At 73.3% G+C, this 15798-nt stretch carries 10 protein-coding genes and 1 pseudogene; 10 read left to right on the forward strand and 1 reads right to left on the reverse strand.

The window, feature by feature from the left end; translation table 11 throughout:
- Positions 1-35: 35 nt before the first annotated feature.
- The 8 genes and pseudogenes from ACGFYV_RS01065 to ACGFYV_RS01100 all read left to right on the forward strand — a co-directional run bounded on the left by ACGFYV_RS01065 (position 36) and on the right by ACGFYV_RS01100 (position 11764).
- Positions 36-1079, forward strand: coding sequence for a methionine ABC transporter ATP-binding protein (locus ACGFYV_RS01065; protein ID WP_393876213.1), 1044 nt, complete (start codon positions 36-38; stop codon positions 1077-1079).
- Positions 1076-1813 carry a methionine ABC transporter permease gene (locus ACGFYV_RS01070; protein WP_393876214.1) on the forward strand — a complete coding sequence of 246 codons (738 nt, stop codon included), beginning with the start codon at positions 1076-1078 and terminating at the stop codon, positions 1811-1813. Before ACGFYV_RS01065 ends, ACGFYV_RS01070 begins: the two co-directional genes overlap by 4 nt.
- Positions 1814-1924: 111 nt before the next feature.
- On the forward strand, positions 1925-2761 hold the full coding sequence (locus tag ACGFYV_RS01075) for a MetQ/NlpA family ABC transporter substrate-binding protein (protein WP_393876215.1): 837 nt from the start codon (positions 1925-1927) through the stop codon (positions 2759-2761).
- A 172-nt stretch (positions 2762-2933) separates the two neighbouring features.
- Positions 2934-3572: a GNAT family N-acetyltransferase gene (locus ACGFYV_RS01080; protein ID WP_393876216.1), complete on the forward strand. Its 639-nt coding sequence runs from the start codon at positions 2934-2936 to the stop codon at positions 3570-3572.
- A gap of 199 nt (positions 3573-3771) precedes the next feature.
- Positions 3772-4977 carry a precorrin-6y C5,15-methyltransferase (decarboxylating) subunit CbiE gene (gene cbiE / locus ACGFYV_RS01085; protein ID WP_393876217.1) on the forward strand — a complete coding sequence of 402 codons (1206 nt, stop codon included), beginning with the start codon at positions 3772-3774 and terminating at the stop codon, positions 4975-4977.
- A 407-nt stretch (positions 4978-5384) separates the two neighbouring features.
- Entirely contained in the window at positions 5385-9293 is a 3909-nt protein-coding gene (cobT, locus tag ACGFYV_RS01090) for a nicotinate-nucleotide--dimethylbenzimidazole phosphoribosyltransferase (RefSeq protein ID WP_393876218.1), read from the forward strand.
- A gap of 238 nt (positions 9294-9531) precedes the next feature.
- Positions 9532-10749, forward strand: a pseudogene (gene cobA, locus ACGFYV_RS01095) (uroporphyrinogen-III C-methyltransferase); the annotation flags it as partial.
- Positions 10750-10945: 196 nt separating this feature from the next.
- Positions 10946-11764, forward strand: a complete 819-nt coding sequence (locus ACGFYV_RS01100; protein WP_393876219.1) for a TrmH family RNA methyltransferase — start codon at positions 10946-10948, stop codon at positions 11762-11764.
- Between the two features lie 211 nt (positions 11765-11975).
- On the opposite strand, the gene ACGFYV_RS01105 is transcribed toward ACGFYV_RS01100, so the two are convergent.
- Positions 11976-13340: a protein kinase gene (locus ACGFYV_RS01105; RefSeq protein WP_393876220.1), complete on the reverse strand. Its 1365-nt coding sequence runs from the start codon at positions 13338-13340 to the stop codon at positions 11976-11978.
- 628 nt (positions 13341-13968) lie between these two features.
- Here ACGFYV_RS01105 and ACGFYV_RS01110 point away from each other — a divergent pair.
- Both ACGFYV_RS01110 and ACGFYV_RS01115 read left to right on the forward strand, forming a co-directional pair.
- Positions 13969-14145, forward strand: a complete 177-nt coding sequence (locus ACGFYV_RS01110) for a hypothetical protein (protein ID WP_393876221.1) — start codon at positions 13969-13971, stop codon at positions 14143-14145.
- Between the two features lie 580 nt (positions 14146-14725).
- Positions 14726-15661 carry an aminoglycoside phosphotransferase family protein gene (locus ACGFYV_RS01115; RefSeq protein WP_393876222.1) on the forward strand — a complete coding sequence of 312 codons (936 nt, stop codon included), beginning with the start codon at positions 14726-14728 and terminating at the stop codon, positions 15659-15661.
- Positions 15662-15798 lie beyond the last annotated feature (137 nt).

Raw genomic sequence — 15798 nt, forward strand, 5'->3', positions numbered from 1 at the left:
CCACGCCCGAGCACTCGACAGTGACGGAAACCCCTGTGATCACCACAACGGGCCTGACCAAGGTCTACCGCTCCCGCGGCCGCGAGGTCACCGCCCTCGACGGAGTCGATCTTCACGTCCGGGAAGGCGAGGTCTTCGGCGTCATCGGCCAGTCCGGCGCCGGCAAGTCCTCCCTCATCCGCTGCGTCAACCTCCTGGAGCGTCCGACATCCGGGACGGTGAGCGTCGCCGGACAGGACCTCACCGCGCTCGCCGGGCGCGGACCCCGCGCCGGACGGGAACTCCGCCAGGCGCGCAGCCGTATCGGCATGGTCTTCCAGCACTTCAACCTGCTCTCCTCGCGGACCGTCCAGGACAACGTCGAGCTGCCGCTGGAGATCCTCGGGAAGTCGGGCCGGGACCGCTCCCGCAAGGCGCTGGAACTCCTCGACCTCGTCGGCCTCGCCGACAAGGCCAAGGCCTACCCGGCCCAGCTCTCCGGCGGCCAGAAGCAGCGCGTCGGCATCGCCCGCGCCCTCGCCGGCGACCCCAAGGTGCTGCTCTCCGACGAGGCCACCAGCGCCCTCGACCCGGAGACCACCCGCTCCATCCTCCAGCTGCTGCGCGACCTGAACCGGCAGCTGGGCCTGACCGTCCTGCTCATCACGCACGAGATGGACGTCGTGAAGTCGATCTGCGACTCCGCCGCCCTGATGGACAAGGGCCGCATCGTGGAGTCCGGCACGGTCAGCGAGCTGCTGGCCACGCCCGGCTCGGAGCTGGCCGCCGCGCTGTTCCCGGTGAGCGGCGAGCGCACGGGCGACGACCGCACCGTCCTCGACGTCACCTTCCACGGCGAGGCCGCGACCCAGCCGGTCATCTCCCAGCTCGCCCGGACCTACAACATCGACATCTCGATCCTCGGCGCCGCCATCGACACCGTCGGCGGCCTGCAGATCGGCCGCATGCGCATCGAACTGCCCGGCCGCTACGAGGACAACGTGGTGCCGGTCGGCTTCCTGCGCGAACAGGGCCTGCAGATCGACGTCGTGGACGATGCGGCCGCGTCGGCCGTGCTGGTGAAGGATGGTGCCAAGTGACCTGGTCCGAGATGCAGCCGCTGCTGTCCCAGGCGTGCTGGGACACCCTCTACATGGTCGGCTGGTCCACCCTGATCGCCGTCGTGGGCGGGCTCCCGCTCGGCATCCTGCTCGTCCTCACGGACAAGGGCGGACTGCTGCAGAACCTCGTCGCCAACAAGGTCATCGGCCAGGTGGTGAACGTCGCCCGCTCGATGCCCTTCATCATCCTGATGGTCGCGCTGATGAGCTTCACGCGGACGATCACCGGGACGACGATCGGCCGGGAGGCCGCCATCGTGCCCCTCGCGATCGGGGCGATCCCGTTCTTCGCGCGCCTGGTCGAGACGGCTGTCCGCGAAGTGGACGGCGGACTCGTGGAGGCCGTGCAGTCGATGGGCGGCAACACCTGGACCATCGTCCGCAAGGTGCTCGTCCCCGAGTCCCTGCCGTCGGTGATCTCCAGCACCACCACCACGATCGTCGCGCTCATCGGTTACTCGGCCATGGCCGGCACCGTCGGCGCCGGCGGCCTCGGCGACATCGCCATCCGCTACGGCTACCAGCGCTTCGAGACCCAGCTCATGTGGATCACCGTCGCGATCCTCGCCGTCGTCATCTCGCTCATCCAGTTCGCCGGCGACTACGCGGCCCGCTCCCTGCACCGCCGCGGCGGCCGCTCCGGTCCGGCGCCGAGGCTCCGCCTGCTCAAGGCGAAGGAGCCCGCGCAGGCCGACATCGGCAAGGTCGCCTGAGCCCCGTCCCCTCCAGCGGACTCCCCGGTCCCGCAGACTCCCAGCCCCCCGCAGACTCCCCGTCCCGCCACACGACGGGGTCGCACCACCCCTTCAGGAAAGGCACTTTTCGTGCGTAACACCGCCAAGATCACCGCCGCTGTCCTCGCCGCCGGAGCCCTCACCTTCGGGCTCACCGCCTGCGGCTCCGGCAAGGACTCCTCCTCTTCCTCCGCCGACTACAGCGGCCCGCTGGTCGTCGCCGCGAGCCCCGTCCCGCACGCCGAGATCCTCAACTTCGTCAAGGACCACCTGGCGAAGAAGGCGGGTCTCGACCTGGAGGTCAAGGAGTTCCAGGACTACATCGTCCCGAACACGGCGACCGAGGACGGCTCGGTGGACGCCAACTACTTCCAGAACCAGCCGTACCTGGACGACTTCAACAAGAAGCGCGGCACGCACATCGTGCCCGTCGTCACGGTGCACCTGGAGCCGCTCGGCCTCTACTCCCACAAGGTGAAGAGCGTCGACGCCCTGAAGAGCGGTGCGACCGTCGCCATCCCCAACGACGCCGTCAACGAGGCCCGCGCCCTGAAGCTGCTCGCCGCCGACAAGCTCATCACCCTCAAGGCCGGCGCCGGCGCCGAGGCGACCCCGCAGGACATCGCCGACAACCCCAGGCACCTCACGTTCAAGGAGGTCGAGGCGCCCCAGACCGTGCGCTCCCTCGACGACGTGGACGCCGCGGTGATCAACGGCAACTTCGCCATCTCGGCCGGCATCAAGCCCGCCAAGGACGCGCTGGTCCTGGAGTCCGCCAAGGACAGCCCGTACGGCAACTTCCTCGCGGTGAAGAAGGGCAACGAGAAGGACCCGCGGGTCAAGAAGCTCGCCAAGCTGCTGACCTCGCCCGAGGTGAAGAAGTTCATCGAGGACAAGTACCAGGGTTCGGTCATCCCCTCCTTCTGAGCACGGTCGTAGCCAACCCGACTGCTCGACTCCGTACGGGGTCCACTCCCTCACCCGGGGTGGACCCCGTCGTGCCGTTCAGTGGTTTCATGCTGCATGCTGGGCAGTTCAGCAGGGCCCACGGCGGTTCTGATGGTCCCTCAAGGAATTTCCGAAGGTTACGGAGCGGCGCATGACGAGCACCTTCCCCAACATCTCCATCAGCACGGAGCGGTTGGTGCTGCGTCCCCTCGACCTGGACGACGTGCCCGCCCTCGCCGAGATGATGAACGACGAGCAGGTCGTCGCCTGGACCGACGTCCCCCGGCCCTTCACCGAGGACACCGCCCGGCACTGGATCACCGAGCACGCGCCCGCCGAACGCGCCGCCGGCCGGGGCCTGGACCTCGCCGTCACCGAGTTCCTCACCCAGCGCCTGGTCGGCGTCGTCCAGCTGTCCAAGGCCGACTGGCACATCCGGTCCGGCGAGTTGTCGTACATCATCGCCCCCTGGGCCCGCGGCGAGGGCTACGCCTCGGAGGCCGCGCTCGTCACCGCCCAGTGGCTCCTGCGCGAGCAGCGGTTCGAGCGCATCGAGATCCGCACCGCCGCCGACAACACCGCCGCCCAGCAGGTCGCCCAGAAGATCGGCTGCATCAGCGAGGGCGTGCTGCGCAACGCCTGCATAGTGCACGTCCGCACCGAGGACGGCACCTGGAGCGACCAGCGCACCGACTACATCGTGTGGAGCCTGCTGCCGGAGGACCTGGAGGGCGCCGACGAGCAACTCGCCGACACCGGCGGCTTCACCGCGTACTCCGACTGGAACTGAGACCACCGAGCACCTGGCCCGAACCCGGCCCGAACCCCGACCGGACCCGGATCGGACCCAGTTCGGCCCTGATCCGGACCTGATTCGGACCCGCGCCAGGTCCCCTCGCGCGTCCGGCACCCGCACCAGGTACGCTCACGGAGCCCGCCCGTGGGCCCCGTGCCCCTGACGACCTGCGAAGACCGGGAGACTGACGACGATGGCCGACCGGGTCACGGTGATCGGCTGGGACGGCTCGCCGCTGACCGACGCGGCACGCGCCGCCCTCGGCGCCGCCACGCTCGTGGCAGGCGCGCCCCACCACCTGGCACTGCCCGAGGTCCATCCCACCGCCGAACGCGTGCGCCTCGGCAGCGTCGCCCTGGCCGCCCGCCGGATCGCCGCCCACCGCGGCACCGCGGTCGTCTTCGCCGACGGCGACCCCGGCTTCTTCGGCGTCGTACGCACCCTGCGCGCACCCGAGTTCGGCCTGGAGGTCGAGGTCCTCCCCGCCGTCTCCCCGGTCGCCGCCGCCTTCGCCCGCGCCGGCATGCCCTGGGACGACGCCCAGGTCGTCGTCGCCCACCGGCGCACCCTGCGCCGGGCCGTCAACGTGTGCCGCGCCCACGCCAAGGTCGCCGTCCTCACCTCGCCCGGCGCCGGGCCCGCCGAACTCGGCCTGCTCCTGGACGGCGTCCACCGGACCTTCGTCGTCTGCGAGGAACTCGGCACCGAGCACGAGCGGGTCAGCGTCGTCACCTCCGACAAGGCCCCGGACCACGCCTGGCGCGACCCCAACGTCGTCATCGTCATCGGCGGCCCGGTCGGCGCTGCCGAGGGCGGCGGCTGGATCGCCGGACGCGACCCGGCCGCCGGCCCGCGCGGCTGGGTGCAGCCCGCCGAGGCCTACGACGGCACGCTCGGCGAGGGCGAGACCGAACTGCTGCGCGCCGCCCAACTCGCCCGTCTCGGCCCCCGGACCGGCGACCTCGTCTGGGACATCGGCTGCGGTTCCGGCGCGTTCGCCGCCGAGGCCGCGCGCGCCGGTGCCGCCGTCATCGCCGTCGACCGCGATCCCGACGCCTGTGCCCGCACCGACGCGGCCGGGCGCCGCTTCGGGGTCCAGCCGCAGATCGTCCACGGCACCGCCCCGCACGTCCTGGAGAACCTGCCCGAACCGGACGTCGTACGCGTCGGCGGTGGGGGAGCGGCCGTGGTCTCCGCGGTCGCCGACCGCCGCCCCCGGCGCATCGTCACGCACGCCGCGACCCGCGACGAGGCCGAACTCGTCGGCCGCGACCTGACCGAGCACGGATACCGGGTCGCCTGCGCGCTCCTGCAGTCCGTCGAACTCGACACCCGGGCCTGGTCGGAGACCGAACGCAGCGTCGTCTTCCTGCTGACCGGGGAACTGCCGCAGCGCTGAGCGCCCTTGCCGAGGAGCCCTCGCCGGGTGACCGCCGGGAGCCGCGGGACAGCGCCCCGTGATCGTGTTGTCGTACCGCGCGCGGTAGGCTGGCCGATCGTTGTACCGCATCGGTGACCCGGAAATTCGTTCGCCAATGTCCGGAAAACGTGCCCGTTTTGGGGTGGGTGTGGTACGGCGTAACCGGAGGACGCGCGCAAAGTGGCGCAGTCCACAGCGGACTGTCGCGGATCATGCTGTCGCGACGGCGGAACGGCCGGGACAATGCCACTGAATGGCTTTGTCGCCTTTTCTGGCGGGTCGTTCGTGCCGCTGGGCACGGACGCTCGTTCTTCACTACGGGCGGTCGGTGCGCCGTTCCGGGTGAGCTGGTCGTAGAAGCACTAACCGATGGGCGAGGGGTACGCATGACGGACACCGGCCAGGTCCCGGGCGAGGGGCTGCCGGAGAGCGCAGGCATGGTGGAACAGCCGGGCGTCCCCGCGCACGGTGTGTACACCTACCTCGCCGAGGCGCCCGCCGAGGACGAAGACCTGTTGCTGCCGGGCGCCCAGGGCGCGTGGGGCAACGAAGTGCCGCCGCCCGCCCCGGAACCGGTCGTCGAGGCCGTCCATCAGCCGGGCCCGCACGAGACGGCCGGGCGCGACAGCGGCTCCGTCGACCTCAACGGCGTACGGCTGCCCGAGCCGGGCCCGGTCTCCGTCACCCCGTCACCCATCCTTTCGGCCCCGCAGGATCCGGCCACGGCCCCGCAGGCGCCGCGCCGTCCGCTGCACCTCGGCCCGCCGATCCCCGACGCCTCCGCGAGCCCGGTCCGCTCCCTCGCCGACCGTGGCCCCGCCGGAGCGCCGGTACGCCGGCCGGGACCGCCCACGACCGGACCCGAGTACCTCGACGTCCAGCCGCTGCGCGACATGGCCCCGCAGAACGCGGCCCCCTGGGGCGCGACCCCGGCCGCCCTGGGCCAGGCCGGCACCATGGCCCAGGCCGCGGAAACGGTTGCCCCGGTGGGTGACGCCGCCGGCGTGCGGGATCAGGTCCCGGGCGCGGTCGTCCACGGCCATGACGGTGTGCAGCCCGTGCACGGTCATGACGGGGTGTACGCCGTCGCCGAGGCCGAGGCCGGGGTTGAGACCGAGGCGGAGGTCGAACAGGTGGCGGATCCCGTTGTCCCGGGTGGAGAAGCCCAGGTGACTGCGGCTCAGGAGCCACAGGGGGAGGCTGTCGAGCCCGTCGCGGTCGAGGTGGCGGAGATGGCTGACGCCGCCCAGCCTGTCGAGACGGTGCGGCAGAACGTGGTGCGGCAGAACGTGGTGCGGCAGAACGTGGTGGAGCAGGGCGTGGTGGAGCAGGGCGTGGTCGAGGGTGTCGAGGCTGTGCCGCAGCCCGTCGACGCTGTCGCCGCGCCGGCTCCCGCGAGCCCGGTACAGGCCGTCGAGGCCGCACCGGTCGTCACCGAAGTCCCCCAGACTCCTCAGTCTTCCCGGACTCTCCAGGCCCCCGAGCCCGTTGTGGCCCCGGAACCGGTAGTGATCCCGACGGCCGTGGCGGTCCCGGAACCGGTGGCGACCCCCGAGCCCGCAGTGGCCCCCGAGCCTGCAGTGGCCCCGGAGCCCGCGGCGGCTCCTGAGCCCGTCGCTCCGGAGTTCATCGCTCCGGAATCCGCCGTTCCGGAATCCGCCGCCCCCGAGGCGCCCGCCCCGGAAGCCGAAGTCGTCGTCGCCCCGGCCCCCGCCGCCGTACCCGTCCCGACCGTCGGCGACGGCACTCCCGCGCACGGCACCCCCTCGGTCCCCGAGGCCCCCGCGGCACCCGAGCCGGCCCTCCCGCAGGCCCAGGGACCGCAGCTCACGGCCCCGATCCCGATCCCGATTCCGGCTCCCGTCCCCCTCTCCGTCCCGGACGACGGTGAGACCATGCCCCCTGTGCAGTCCCACCCGGAGCCCGAGCCCCAGGTGCAGGCGCAGACCCCCGCACAGGACGCCGAGGGCCGGCCGGTACCCACCGCCATCCCCACCGCCATCCCCGCCCCGGCCGCCCCCGTGCAGCCCGCCGGAGAGGCCGTCGCGGGGTCCGGGGCGATCGTGACCGCCGGGCACCCCGGTGTGCCCGTGCCGCAGGTTCTCGCCGGCGCGGTCGACCCGCTGCCCTCCAGCGTTCCGCTGGAGTCGCGGCCGGAGCAGCCGCTCGGGCAGTTCGTGCCCGTCGACGGTTCCGTACCGACCACCCCGCACCTGGCCCCGACCCCGCCGCAGCCGCTGATCCTGCCGACGGACGAGCCGGACGCCACGCCGCAGGCGCCGCCCGTGCCGTCGGCGCCCGCGCCGTCCGTGTCCGCGCCCTCCGCGTCCTTCGCACCCGAGCCCTCCGCGCCCGCGCTTTCCGTGCCGGCGCCCCGCGAGGCCGAACCGGTGGCGCCGGATGCGCCGGCCACGCCGGAGGCCGAGCCCGCCCCCGACGCCGTACAGGACGTCGTACAGGACGTCGTACAGGACGTCGTGCAGAGCGCGGAGGACCTGGAGACCAGGGCCGCCGACCAGGAGGAGAGCGCCGAACCGGTGGACGAGGCACGCCGGTCCAGCGGACCGGCCGCGCCCGCGTACGACGACGTCGAGCGCGAGGCCGTCCTGAAGGTCATGCGCGAGCGCCGTGACATCCGCAACGGCTTCCGCGGCGACCCGATCCCGCACGAGGTGCTGCTGCGCGTCCTGGAGGCGGCCCACACGGCGCCCTCCGTGGGCCACTCGCAGCCCTGGGACTTCGTCGTCATCCGGTCCGCCGACACCCGCGGCGCGATGCACGAACTGGCGATGCGTCAGCGCGACGCGTACGCCAAGTCGCTGCCCAAGGGCCGGGCGAAGCAGTTCAAGGAACTGAAGATCGAGGCCATCCTCGACACCCCGGTCAACATCGTCGTCACCGCGGACCCGACCCGCGGTGGCCGCCACACCCTCGGCCGGCACACCCAGCCGCAGATGGCGCCGTACTCCGCCGCGCTCGCCGTGGAGAACCTCTGGCTCGCCGCCCGCGCCGAAGGCCTCGGCGTCGGCTGGGTCAGCTTCTTCGACGAGCGCGAGATGGTCCGCGCCCTCGGCCTGCCCGAGCACCTGGAGGTCATCGCCTACCTGTGCGTCGGGTACGTCGACGAGTTCCCGGACGAGCCCGAGCTGATGCAGGCCGGCTGGTCCAAGCGACGCCCGCTGTCGTGGGTGGTGCACGAAGAGACGTACGGGCGCCGCGCCCTTCCCGGAGAGGAACCCCACGACCTGCTTGCCGAGACCGTCGCCCAGATCCGCCCGCTCGACGCCAAGGCCCTCGGCGAGGCCTGGGAGCGCCAGAAGCGCATGACCAAGCCGGCCGGCGCGCTCGGCATGCTGGAGATCATCTCCGCGCAGCTGTCCGGGCTCTCCCGGCAGTGCCCGCCGCCGATCCCGGAGCCCGCGGCCGTCGCGATCTTCGCCGGTGACCACGGGGTGCACGCCCAGGGCGTCACCCCCTGGCCGCAGGAGGTCACCGCCCAGATGGTGGCGACCTTCCTCGGCGGGGGAGCGGTCTGCAACGCCTTCGCCGGCCAGGTCGGCGCCGAGGTCTGCGTCATCGACGTCGGCGTCGCCGCCGAACTGCCCGCCACCCCGGGCCTGCTGCCCCGCAAGGTCCGCGCCGGCACCTCCGACATGACCGCCGGTCCCGCGATGTCCCGCGAGGAGGCCAAGGCGGCCATCGAGGTCGGCATCGAGACCGCCCGCGACCTGGTGGCAGCCGGTAACAAGGCGCTGCTCACCGGTGAGATGGGCATCGCCAACACGACCGCGTCCGCCGCGCTGATCTCCGTCTTCACGGGCGCCGACCCGGCGGAGGTGACCGGCCGGGGCACGGGCATCAACGACGAGACGCTCGCCCGCAAGACCGACGTCGTCCGCCGCGCGCTCGACCTGCACCAGCCGGACCCGGCCGACCCCATCGGCGTCCTCGCGGCCATCGGCGGCTTCGAGCACGCGGCCATGGTCGGCCTGCTCCTCGGCGGCGCGTCCCTGCGGACGCCGGTGATCCTGGACGGCGTCAGCGCCGGCGCCGCGGCCCTGGTCGCCCGCGCGATCGCCCCCGAGGTCCTCGCGGCCTGCATCGCCGGTCACCGCAGCGCCGAACCCGGCCACGTCGCCGCACTCAACAAGCTGGGCCTGCGCCCCCTGGTCGACCTGGACCTGCGCCTTGGCGAGGGTACGGGCGCGCTGCTCGCGCTGCCGCTGGTCCAGAGCACCGCGAGGGCGATGCACGAGGTGGCCACGTTCGACTCGGCCGGGGTCACCGAGAAGTAGCCGGTCACGGCGAGGGGCGCGGAACAGCGGTTCCGGGCCCCTCGCCGACATGCCGTGGCCCACGACGCCGCACCCTGCCCTGCCGCTCAGCCGTCGGACACCTGCTCCACCACCCCCGCCGCTCAGCCGTCGGACACCTTCCCCACCACCCCCGCCGTCAAAGTAAAATCCGCACGTCAGGGCCACCGCAAAGGTGCACAGGCCTCGCATTGCACAGCCGCAGGAGGAGCCGCCCCTCATGGCCGAACACCCCGCCTACCCCGTTGGCCTCCGCCTCTTCGGCCGCCGTGTGGTCGTCCTCGGCGGCGGCCAGGTCGCCCAGCGCCGCCTCCCGGCACTGATCGCGGCCGGCGCCGACATCCTCCTCGTGTCCCCGGAGGCGACCCCATCGGTCGAGGCGATGGCGGACGCGGGCGAGATCACCTGGGCGCGGCGCCCCTACGCCGAGGGCGACCTCGGTGCCGCCTGGTACGCCCTCATCGCCACCAGCGACCCCGTCGCCAACGCACGGGCCTCCGCCGAGGCCGAGCACCACCGCGTCTGGTGCGTCCGCTCCGACGACGCCGACCAGGCGACGGCCTGGACCCCGGCCACCGGAACCAGCGAGGGAGTGACCGTCGCCGTCCTGACCACGGACGCGCGAGGCCGCGACCCCCGCCACACCGCCGCCATCCGCGACGCGGTCGTGGAGGGCCTGCGCGACGGCACCCTGGTCGCCCCGCACCACCGCACCCGCACGCCCGGCGTGGCCCTGGTCGGCGGCGGCCCCGGCGACCCGGACCTCATCACCGTGCGCGGCCGGCGGCTGCTCGCCGAGGCCGACGTCGTCATCGCCGACCGCCTCGGCCCGCGCGACCTGCTCGCCGAACTGCCCCCGCACGTCGAGGTCATCGACGCCGCGAAGATCCCGTACGGCCGTTACATGGCCCAGGAGGCCATCAACAACGCGCTCATCGAGCACGCCAGGCAGGGCAAGTCCGTCGTACGCCTCAAGGGCGGGGACCCCTTCGTCTTCGGCCGGGGCATGGAGGAGGTCCAGGCGCTCGCCGAGGCCGGCATCCCGTGCACGGTCGTCCCCGGCATCTCCAGCTCGATCTCCGTGCCCGGCGCGGCCGGCATCCCGGTCACCCACCGGGGCGTCGCCCACGAGTTCACGGTCGTCAGCGGTCATGTCGCCCCGGACGACGAGCGTTCCCTGGCCGACTGGCCGTCGCTGGCGAAGCTCACCGGCACGCTCGTGATCCTCATGGGGGTCGACAAGATCGGGAAGATCGCCGAGACGCTCGTCGCGCACGGCAAGTCTCCCGACACCCCGGTCGCCCTGGTCCAGGAGGGCACGACGGCGGCGCAGCGCCGGGTGGACGCCACGCTCGCCACGGTCGCCGAGACCGTGCGGACCGAGGACGTGAAGTCCCCCGCGGTCATCGTCGTCGGCCCGGTCGTGAACGTCGGCCCGGTCGGGAACGTCGGTCCGGACGGGAACGCCGGTCCGGTCGGGAACGCCGGTCCGGTCGGCAACGCCGGTTCGGACGGGAACGCCGGCCCGGTCGGGAACGTCGGTCCGACGCCCGTGGCTTGATCACGCGTAACCCCGAGTAACACGACCGTTCCCAGCCGTTGGCACCACACCCAGGACAAGGCAGTATCACCCTGTGGCCGATCTCATCACCATCGAGGACCCCGACGACCCGCGCCTGCGCGACTACACGGGCCTGACCGACGTCGAGCTGCGCCGCAAGCGCGAGCCCGCCGAGGGACTGTTCATCGCCGAGGGCGAGAAGGTCATCCGCAGAGCCAAGGACGCCGGTTACGAGATGCGCTCCATGCTGCTCTCGGCCAAGTGGATCGACGTCATGCGCGACGTCATCGACGAACTCCCGGCACCGGTGTACGCCGTGAGCCCCGACCTCGCCGAGCAGGTCACCGGCTACCACGTGCACCGCGGCGCCCTCGCCTCCATGCAGCGCAAGCCGCTGCCGACGGCGGAAGAACTGCTGCGCGCCGCCCGCCGGGTGGTGGTCATGGAGTCGGTCAACGACCACACCAACATCGGCGCGATCTTCCGTTCCGCCGCCGCCCTCGGCATGGACGCGGTGCTGCTGTCCCCGGACTGCGCCGACCCGCTGTACCGCCGTAGCGTCAAGGTCTCCATGGGCGCCGTGTTCTCCGTGCCGTACGCCCGCCTGGAGACCTGGCCGAAGGGTCTCGAGTCGGTCCGCGAGGCGGGCTTCACGCTGCTCGCGCTCACCCCGGACGAGAAGGCACGCTCCCTCGACGAGGCGGCCCCGCACACGATGGACCGGGTCGCCCTGATGCTCGGCGCCGAGGGCGACGGCCTGTCCACCCAGGCCCTGGTCGCCGCCGACGAATGGGTGCGCATCCCGATGTCCCACGGCGTCGACTCCCTCAACGTGGGCGCCGCGGCGGCGGTGGCCTTCTACGCGGTCGCCACGGGCCGCCCGCAGTCCTGAGCCGGCCTCCGAGCGTACGACGTCGACGAGCCGGCGCCGGTCGCGTCGCCGGCGTCGGCTTCAGGGGGCGCCGGTCGCGTTGCCGGCGTCAGGTTCGGGAGGCGGCGGTGCCGGTGCCGGCCCGCAGTGGTGAGTCGTACCGCTGAGACAGTGTCGCGCCGCCGTCCAGCGGCGTGCGGTTCTGCGGTGTGCGGTCCCGTGGCGTGCGGTCCTACGGTGTGCGGTCCTGCGGTGTGCCGTCCGGTTGTACGAGCGTCTGCCCCTGTACGACACGGCCGCCGCCGCTGCCCCCGTCGCCGCCGAGCCCGCGCGCCGGACCCTCGCAGCCCTGCGCCACCGCGATACCGAGCGCCACCAGCAGTGTCACGACCACGAACACGAACAGCCGCTGCCGCAGCAGCCGGGGATTGGCCGGCCGCCGTCCGGTCCCCGTCGCACGCGGTGCCGGACGACCGGCACCACTGCGCGGAGCGGGCCTGCTTCCGCTGCCGGAGCGCGGGGTGCCACCACGCGGAGCCGGGGTGGGGCGGGCCGTGCCGGGGCGCGGGGCGGAGCCCGCCGGACGCGAGCCGCTGCCGCCCCGCGAGGGCACCGGGCCCCGGGCGGGCGCGGCGCCGCGCGGCACCGGAGTGCCGGGGGCGGTCCGCCGCTGGGTGCGCTGCTGCTCGGGGTAGGTGTCGGCGAGCCGCCCGGTGGGCCGGTCCGCCTCCGCCGCGCGGGGCGAGGGCGGCCGGGCCTCGCCCAGGCCTTGGGCCTCGCGGGCGGCGATCTCCTTGAGCCGCAGCGACAGTTGCAGCGTGCTCGGCCGGTCGTCGGGATCCTTGGCCAGGCAGGCCTGCACCAGCGGGGCGAGCGCGTCCGGCACACCGTGCAGCTGCGGCTCCTCGTGCACCACGCGGTACAGCATCACCTCGGAACTGCCGTGCCCGAAGGGCGAGTCACCGGTCGAGGCGTAGGCGAGGGTCGCGCCCAGCGAGAAGACGTCCGTCGCCGGGGTGACGGCCGCGCCGCGCACCTGCTCCGGGGCGAGGAAGCCGGGGGAGCCGACGGCCGTGCCGACGTGCGTGAGCGTGGAGGCACCGGTGGCCCAGGCGATGCCGAAGTCGATGATCCGTGGCCCCTTGGGGGACAGCAGGATGTTGGACGGCTTCAGGTCCCGGTGGACGACACCGGCCTCGTGCACGGCGACGAGCCCCTCGGACAGGGCCGCGCCGATCGCCGCCGCCTCCGCCGCGAGGATCGGGCCCTCGTCGGCGACCTTGTCGTGCAGGGAGGGGCCGGGCACGTACTGCGTCGCGAACCAGGGGCGCTCCGCGTCCAGGTCCGCCGCGACCAGCCGGGCCGTGCAGCCGCCCCGGATGCGCCGGGCCGCCGAGACCTCACGGGCGAAACGCGAGCGGAACTCCTGGTCCTCCGCGAGATCGGGCCGGATCACCTTGAGCGCGACCCGCTGCCCCTTCTTGTCGGAGCCGAGGTAGACCACGCCCATCCCGCCCGCGCCGAGCCGTCGGTGAAGCCTGAACGAGCCGACGACGCGCGGGTCCTCGCGCCTCAGGCGCATCATCGCCATGTTCATCCCCGCTGCCCGGTCCCTGTGACGTGGCACAGCTTACGTTTCCACGGCCGCCCGCGCGCAGAGGCCGCGCCCTCTCGGGCGGACGGATTGTGCGTGCCGGACGCGGGAAGTGAGACAGGGTCAGGACACCGATTCCCGTGGTGCGATGGAGACTCACGGGATTTCAACCCGTCAGCCGGGCAAGGGGGTTGGTCTCGGGTGAGGTGACCAGGTGAGCGGTGCCGCAGCCGCGGGGGAGGCGTCGGCGGGGGACGCGGGGAACGGGGGCGGGGCGCCGGGCGGGGACGGCCCGGGAGGCCCCCGTCATACGGGCGAAGTGATCGAAGTCACTCGTCTCGGACGTCGGACAGTCCGGAAATGACAGGACACAGTGGGTGACCCCTCGGGGATGACCCCGAGACCTAGGACCCCGTCTCCACCCAGGGGAGTACTCCACGGGGCATGGCTCATCCTCCGGGAGGCCCGCGATTCGGTACGAAGGCATGACGTCTCACGAGGGCCGCGAGCCTAGATTTGAGGTCAAGCGGCGGGTGCAGCACTCGTCCCCCGAGGTCGGACACCCGCCGCTTCCGATACAACACAGGCCGTCCACCCGGGCGGCCGGACACAGACGGTCAGGAGAGGGACCATGGCCCACACGGCACCCCGGCGCACAGCGTTCGGCACCCGTCGCACGGGCCGCCGCCACCCCCTGGTGGCGACGCTCATGGCCCTTCCTCTGGCGGCCCTGCTCCTCGTCGTCTTCGACGGCTGGGAAACGGTGGCCACACAGGCGTCGTCCGTGGGTGTGATGCTGGGGCGCTGAGCGGCGACCCCAGGCCCGGAAGAGCGGTCCGGGCGGGGACATCCCATCCATGAAACCCCGTGGGGACGGGGGTACGGCGGACGGCACACATGCCGGCGCAGCTGGGGAGCTGCGCCGGCATCAGCCGTTTTCGGGGGCGGGCGGCTTGCGGCTCGCCGTGCGCGGATATTGGTGCGGGTGGGTGGGGGCTGGTCGCGCAGTTCCCCGCGCCCCTTGGGAGTGTGCGTGGCTGTCGGCTGGATGGGGCTGGTGTCTGCGTGGTCGTGAGGGGTGTTGTGCGGGTGCGGGTTTGTGGGGGCTGGTCGCGCAGTTCCTCGCGCCCCTGGGGGGTTCTCGGGGGCGTTGGTCGGATGGGGCTGGTGTCCGGGTGGTTGTGGCGCGTTGGGTGGGGGCTGGTTGCGTAGCCCTCCGCGTCCCCTGGGCGTTGTCCAGCCGGAGCCGGAGCCGGAGCCGGAGCCGGAGCCGGAGCCGGAGCCGGAGCCGGAGCCGGAGCCGGAGCCGGAGCCGGAGCCGGAGCCGGACGGCGTCAGTACGCTCGGGTGGACAGCCGAATCGACCGAAGGCCTTCGTGACCGCTTCCGTGAGCGCAGACTCCACCGTCCCTCTTCTCGACGCGCTGACCGTGAAGGTCAGGGCCGCAGTCCACCCCGGTGGCGGTGGAGTCCGCTGTGCGTGCGGCACCAGTGCGCTCGCCGAGCGGGCCGACGCCACCGTCGTCCGGCACGCCGACACCGTGGGGAAGGCGCACGCGCCGGACACCGACCCGGCCGAACTGGCCCTCCGCGTCGCCATGGCGGAGCGCCTCCCGGACGTCCTGCTCGCGCCGCTCGCCCGGACTCCGGCCGCCCTGTACGACCGCCTCGTGACGTTCTGGCCCTACGGCACCCCCGTGGACCGCGACCGTCCGGACGCCGCCCCCTGGGAAGCCGCCGCCACCCTCCTCGCCCGGCTGCACCGGACGCCCCCTTCGGCCGGTCTGCCGGCGATGCGCGGGCCGGTCAAGGCCGCGCGGGCCGTCGCGCGGTTGCGCGCGGCCCTGCGCACCGCCTCCCACGCGGGCGCGCCGGCGGTCCTGCGGGCCTGGGCAGCCCTGCCCGCCTGGGCCCGCGCCGAGGCGCCGATGCCCGGCACCGCGGCGCTCTGCCACGGCGACCTGCACCTGGGCCAGCTCGTCCGGTACCCGGCGGCCGACGGCCCCTGGCGCCTGATCGACGTGGACGACCTCGGCGTCGGCACCCCGGCCTGGGACCTCGCCCGTCCCGCCGCCTGGTACGCCTGCGGACTGCTCCCGCCCGACGAGTGGAGCCGCTTCCTGGCGTCGTACCGAGCGGCGGGCGGCCCGGCCGTCCCGCCGGGCGGCGACCCCTGGCCCGCCCTGGACGTCCCGGCCCGCGCGCTCACGGTGCAGACCGCCGCCCTGGCCGTCACCAAGGCGCTCGCCGCGAACCGGCCGCTGGACGAGGTGGAGCAGGCCGTGGTCGACGCCTGTGCCCGAATGACGGCCGCAACCGAATGACGGCCGTAACCGAATGACGGCCGTAACCGAATGACGGCCGTGCCCGAATGACGGCCGTGCCCGAATGACGGCCGTGCCCGAATGACGGCCGTACCCGGCCAATTGGCGCACGAAATCCCGAAGTAGGCTGCAACCGA

This window comes from Streptomyces sp. NPDC048297 (genome assembly GCF_043201585.1).
GTDB lineage: Bacteria > Actinomycetota > Actinomycetes > Streptomycetales > Streptomycetaceae > Streptomyces.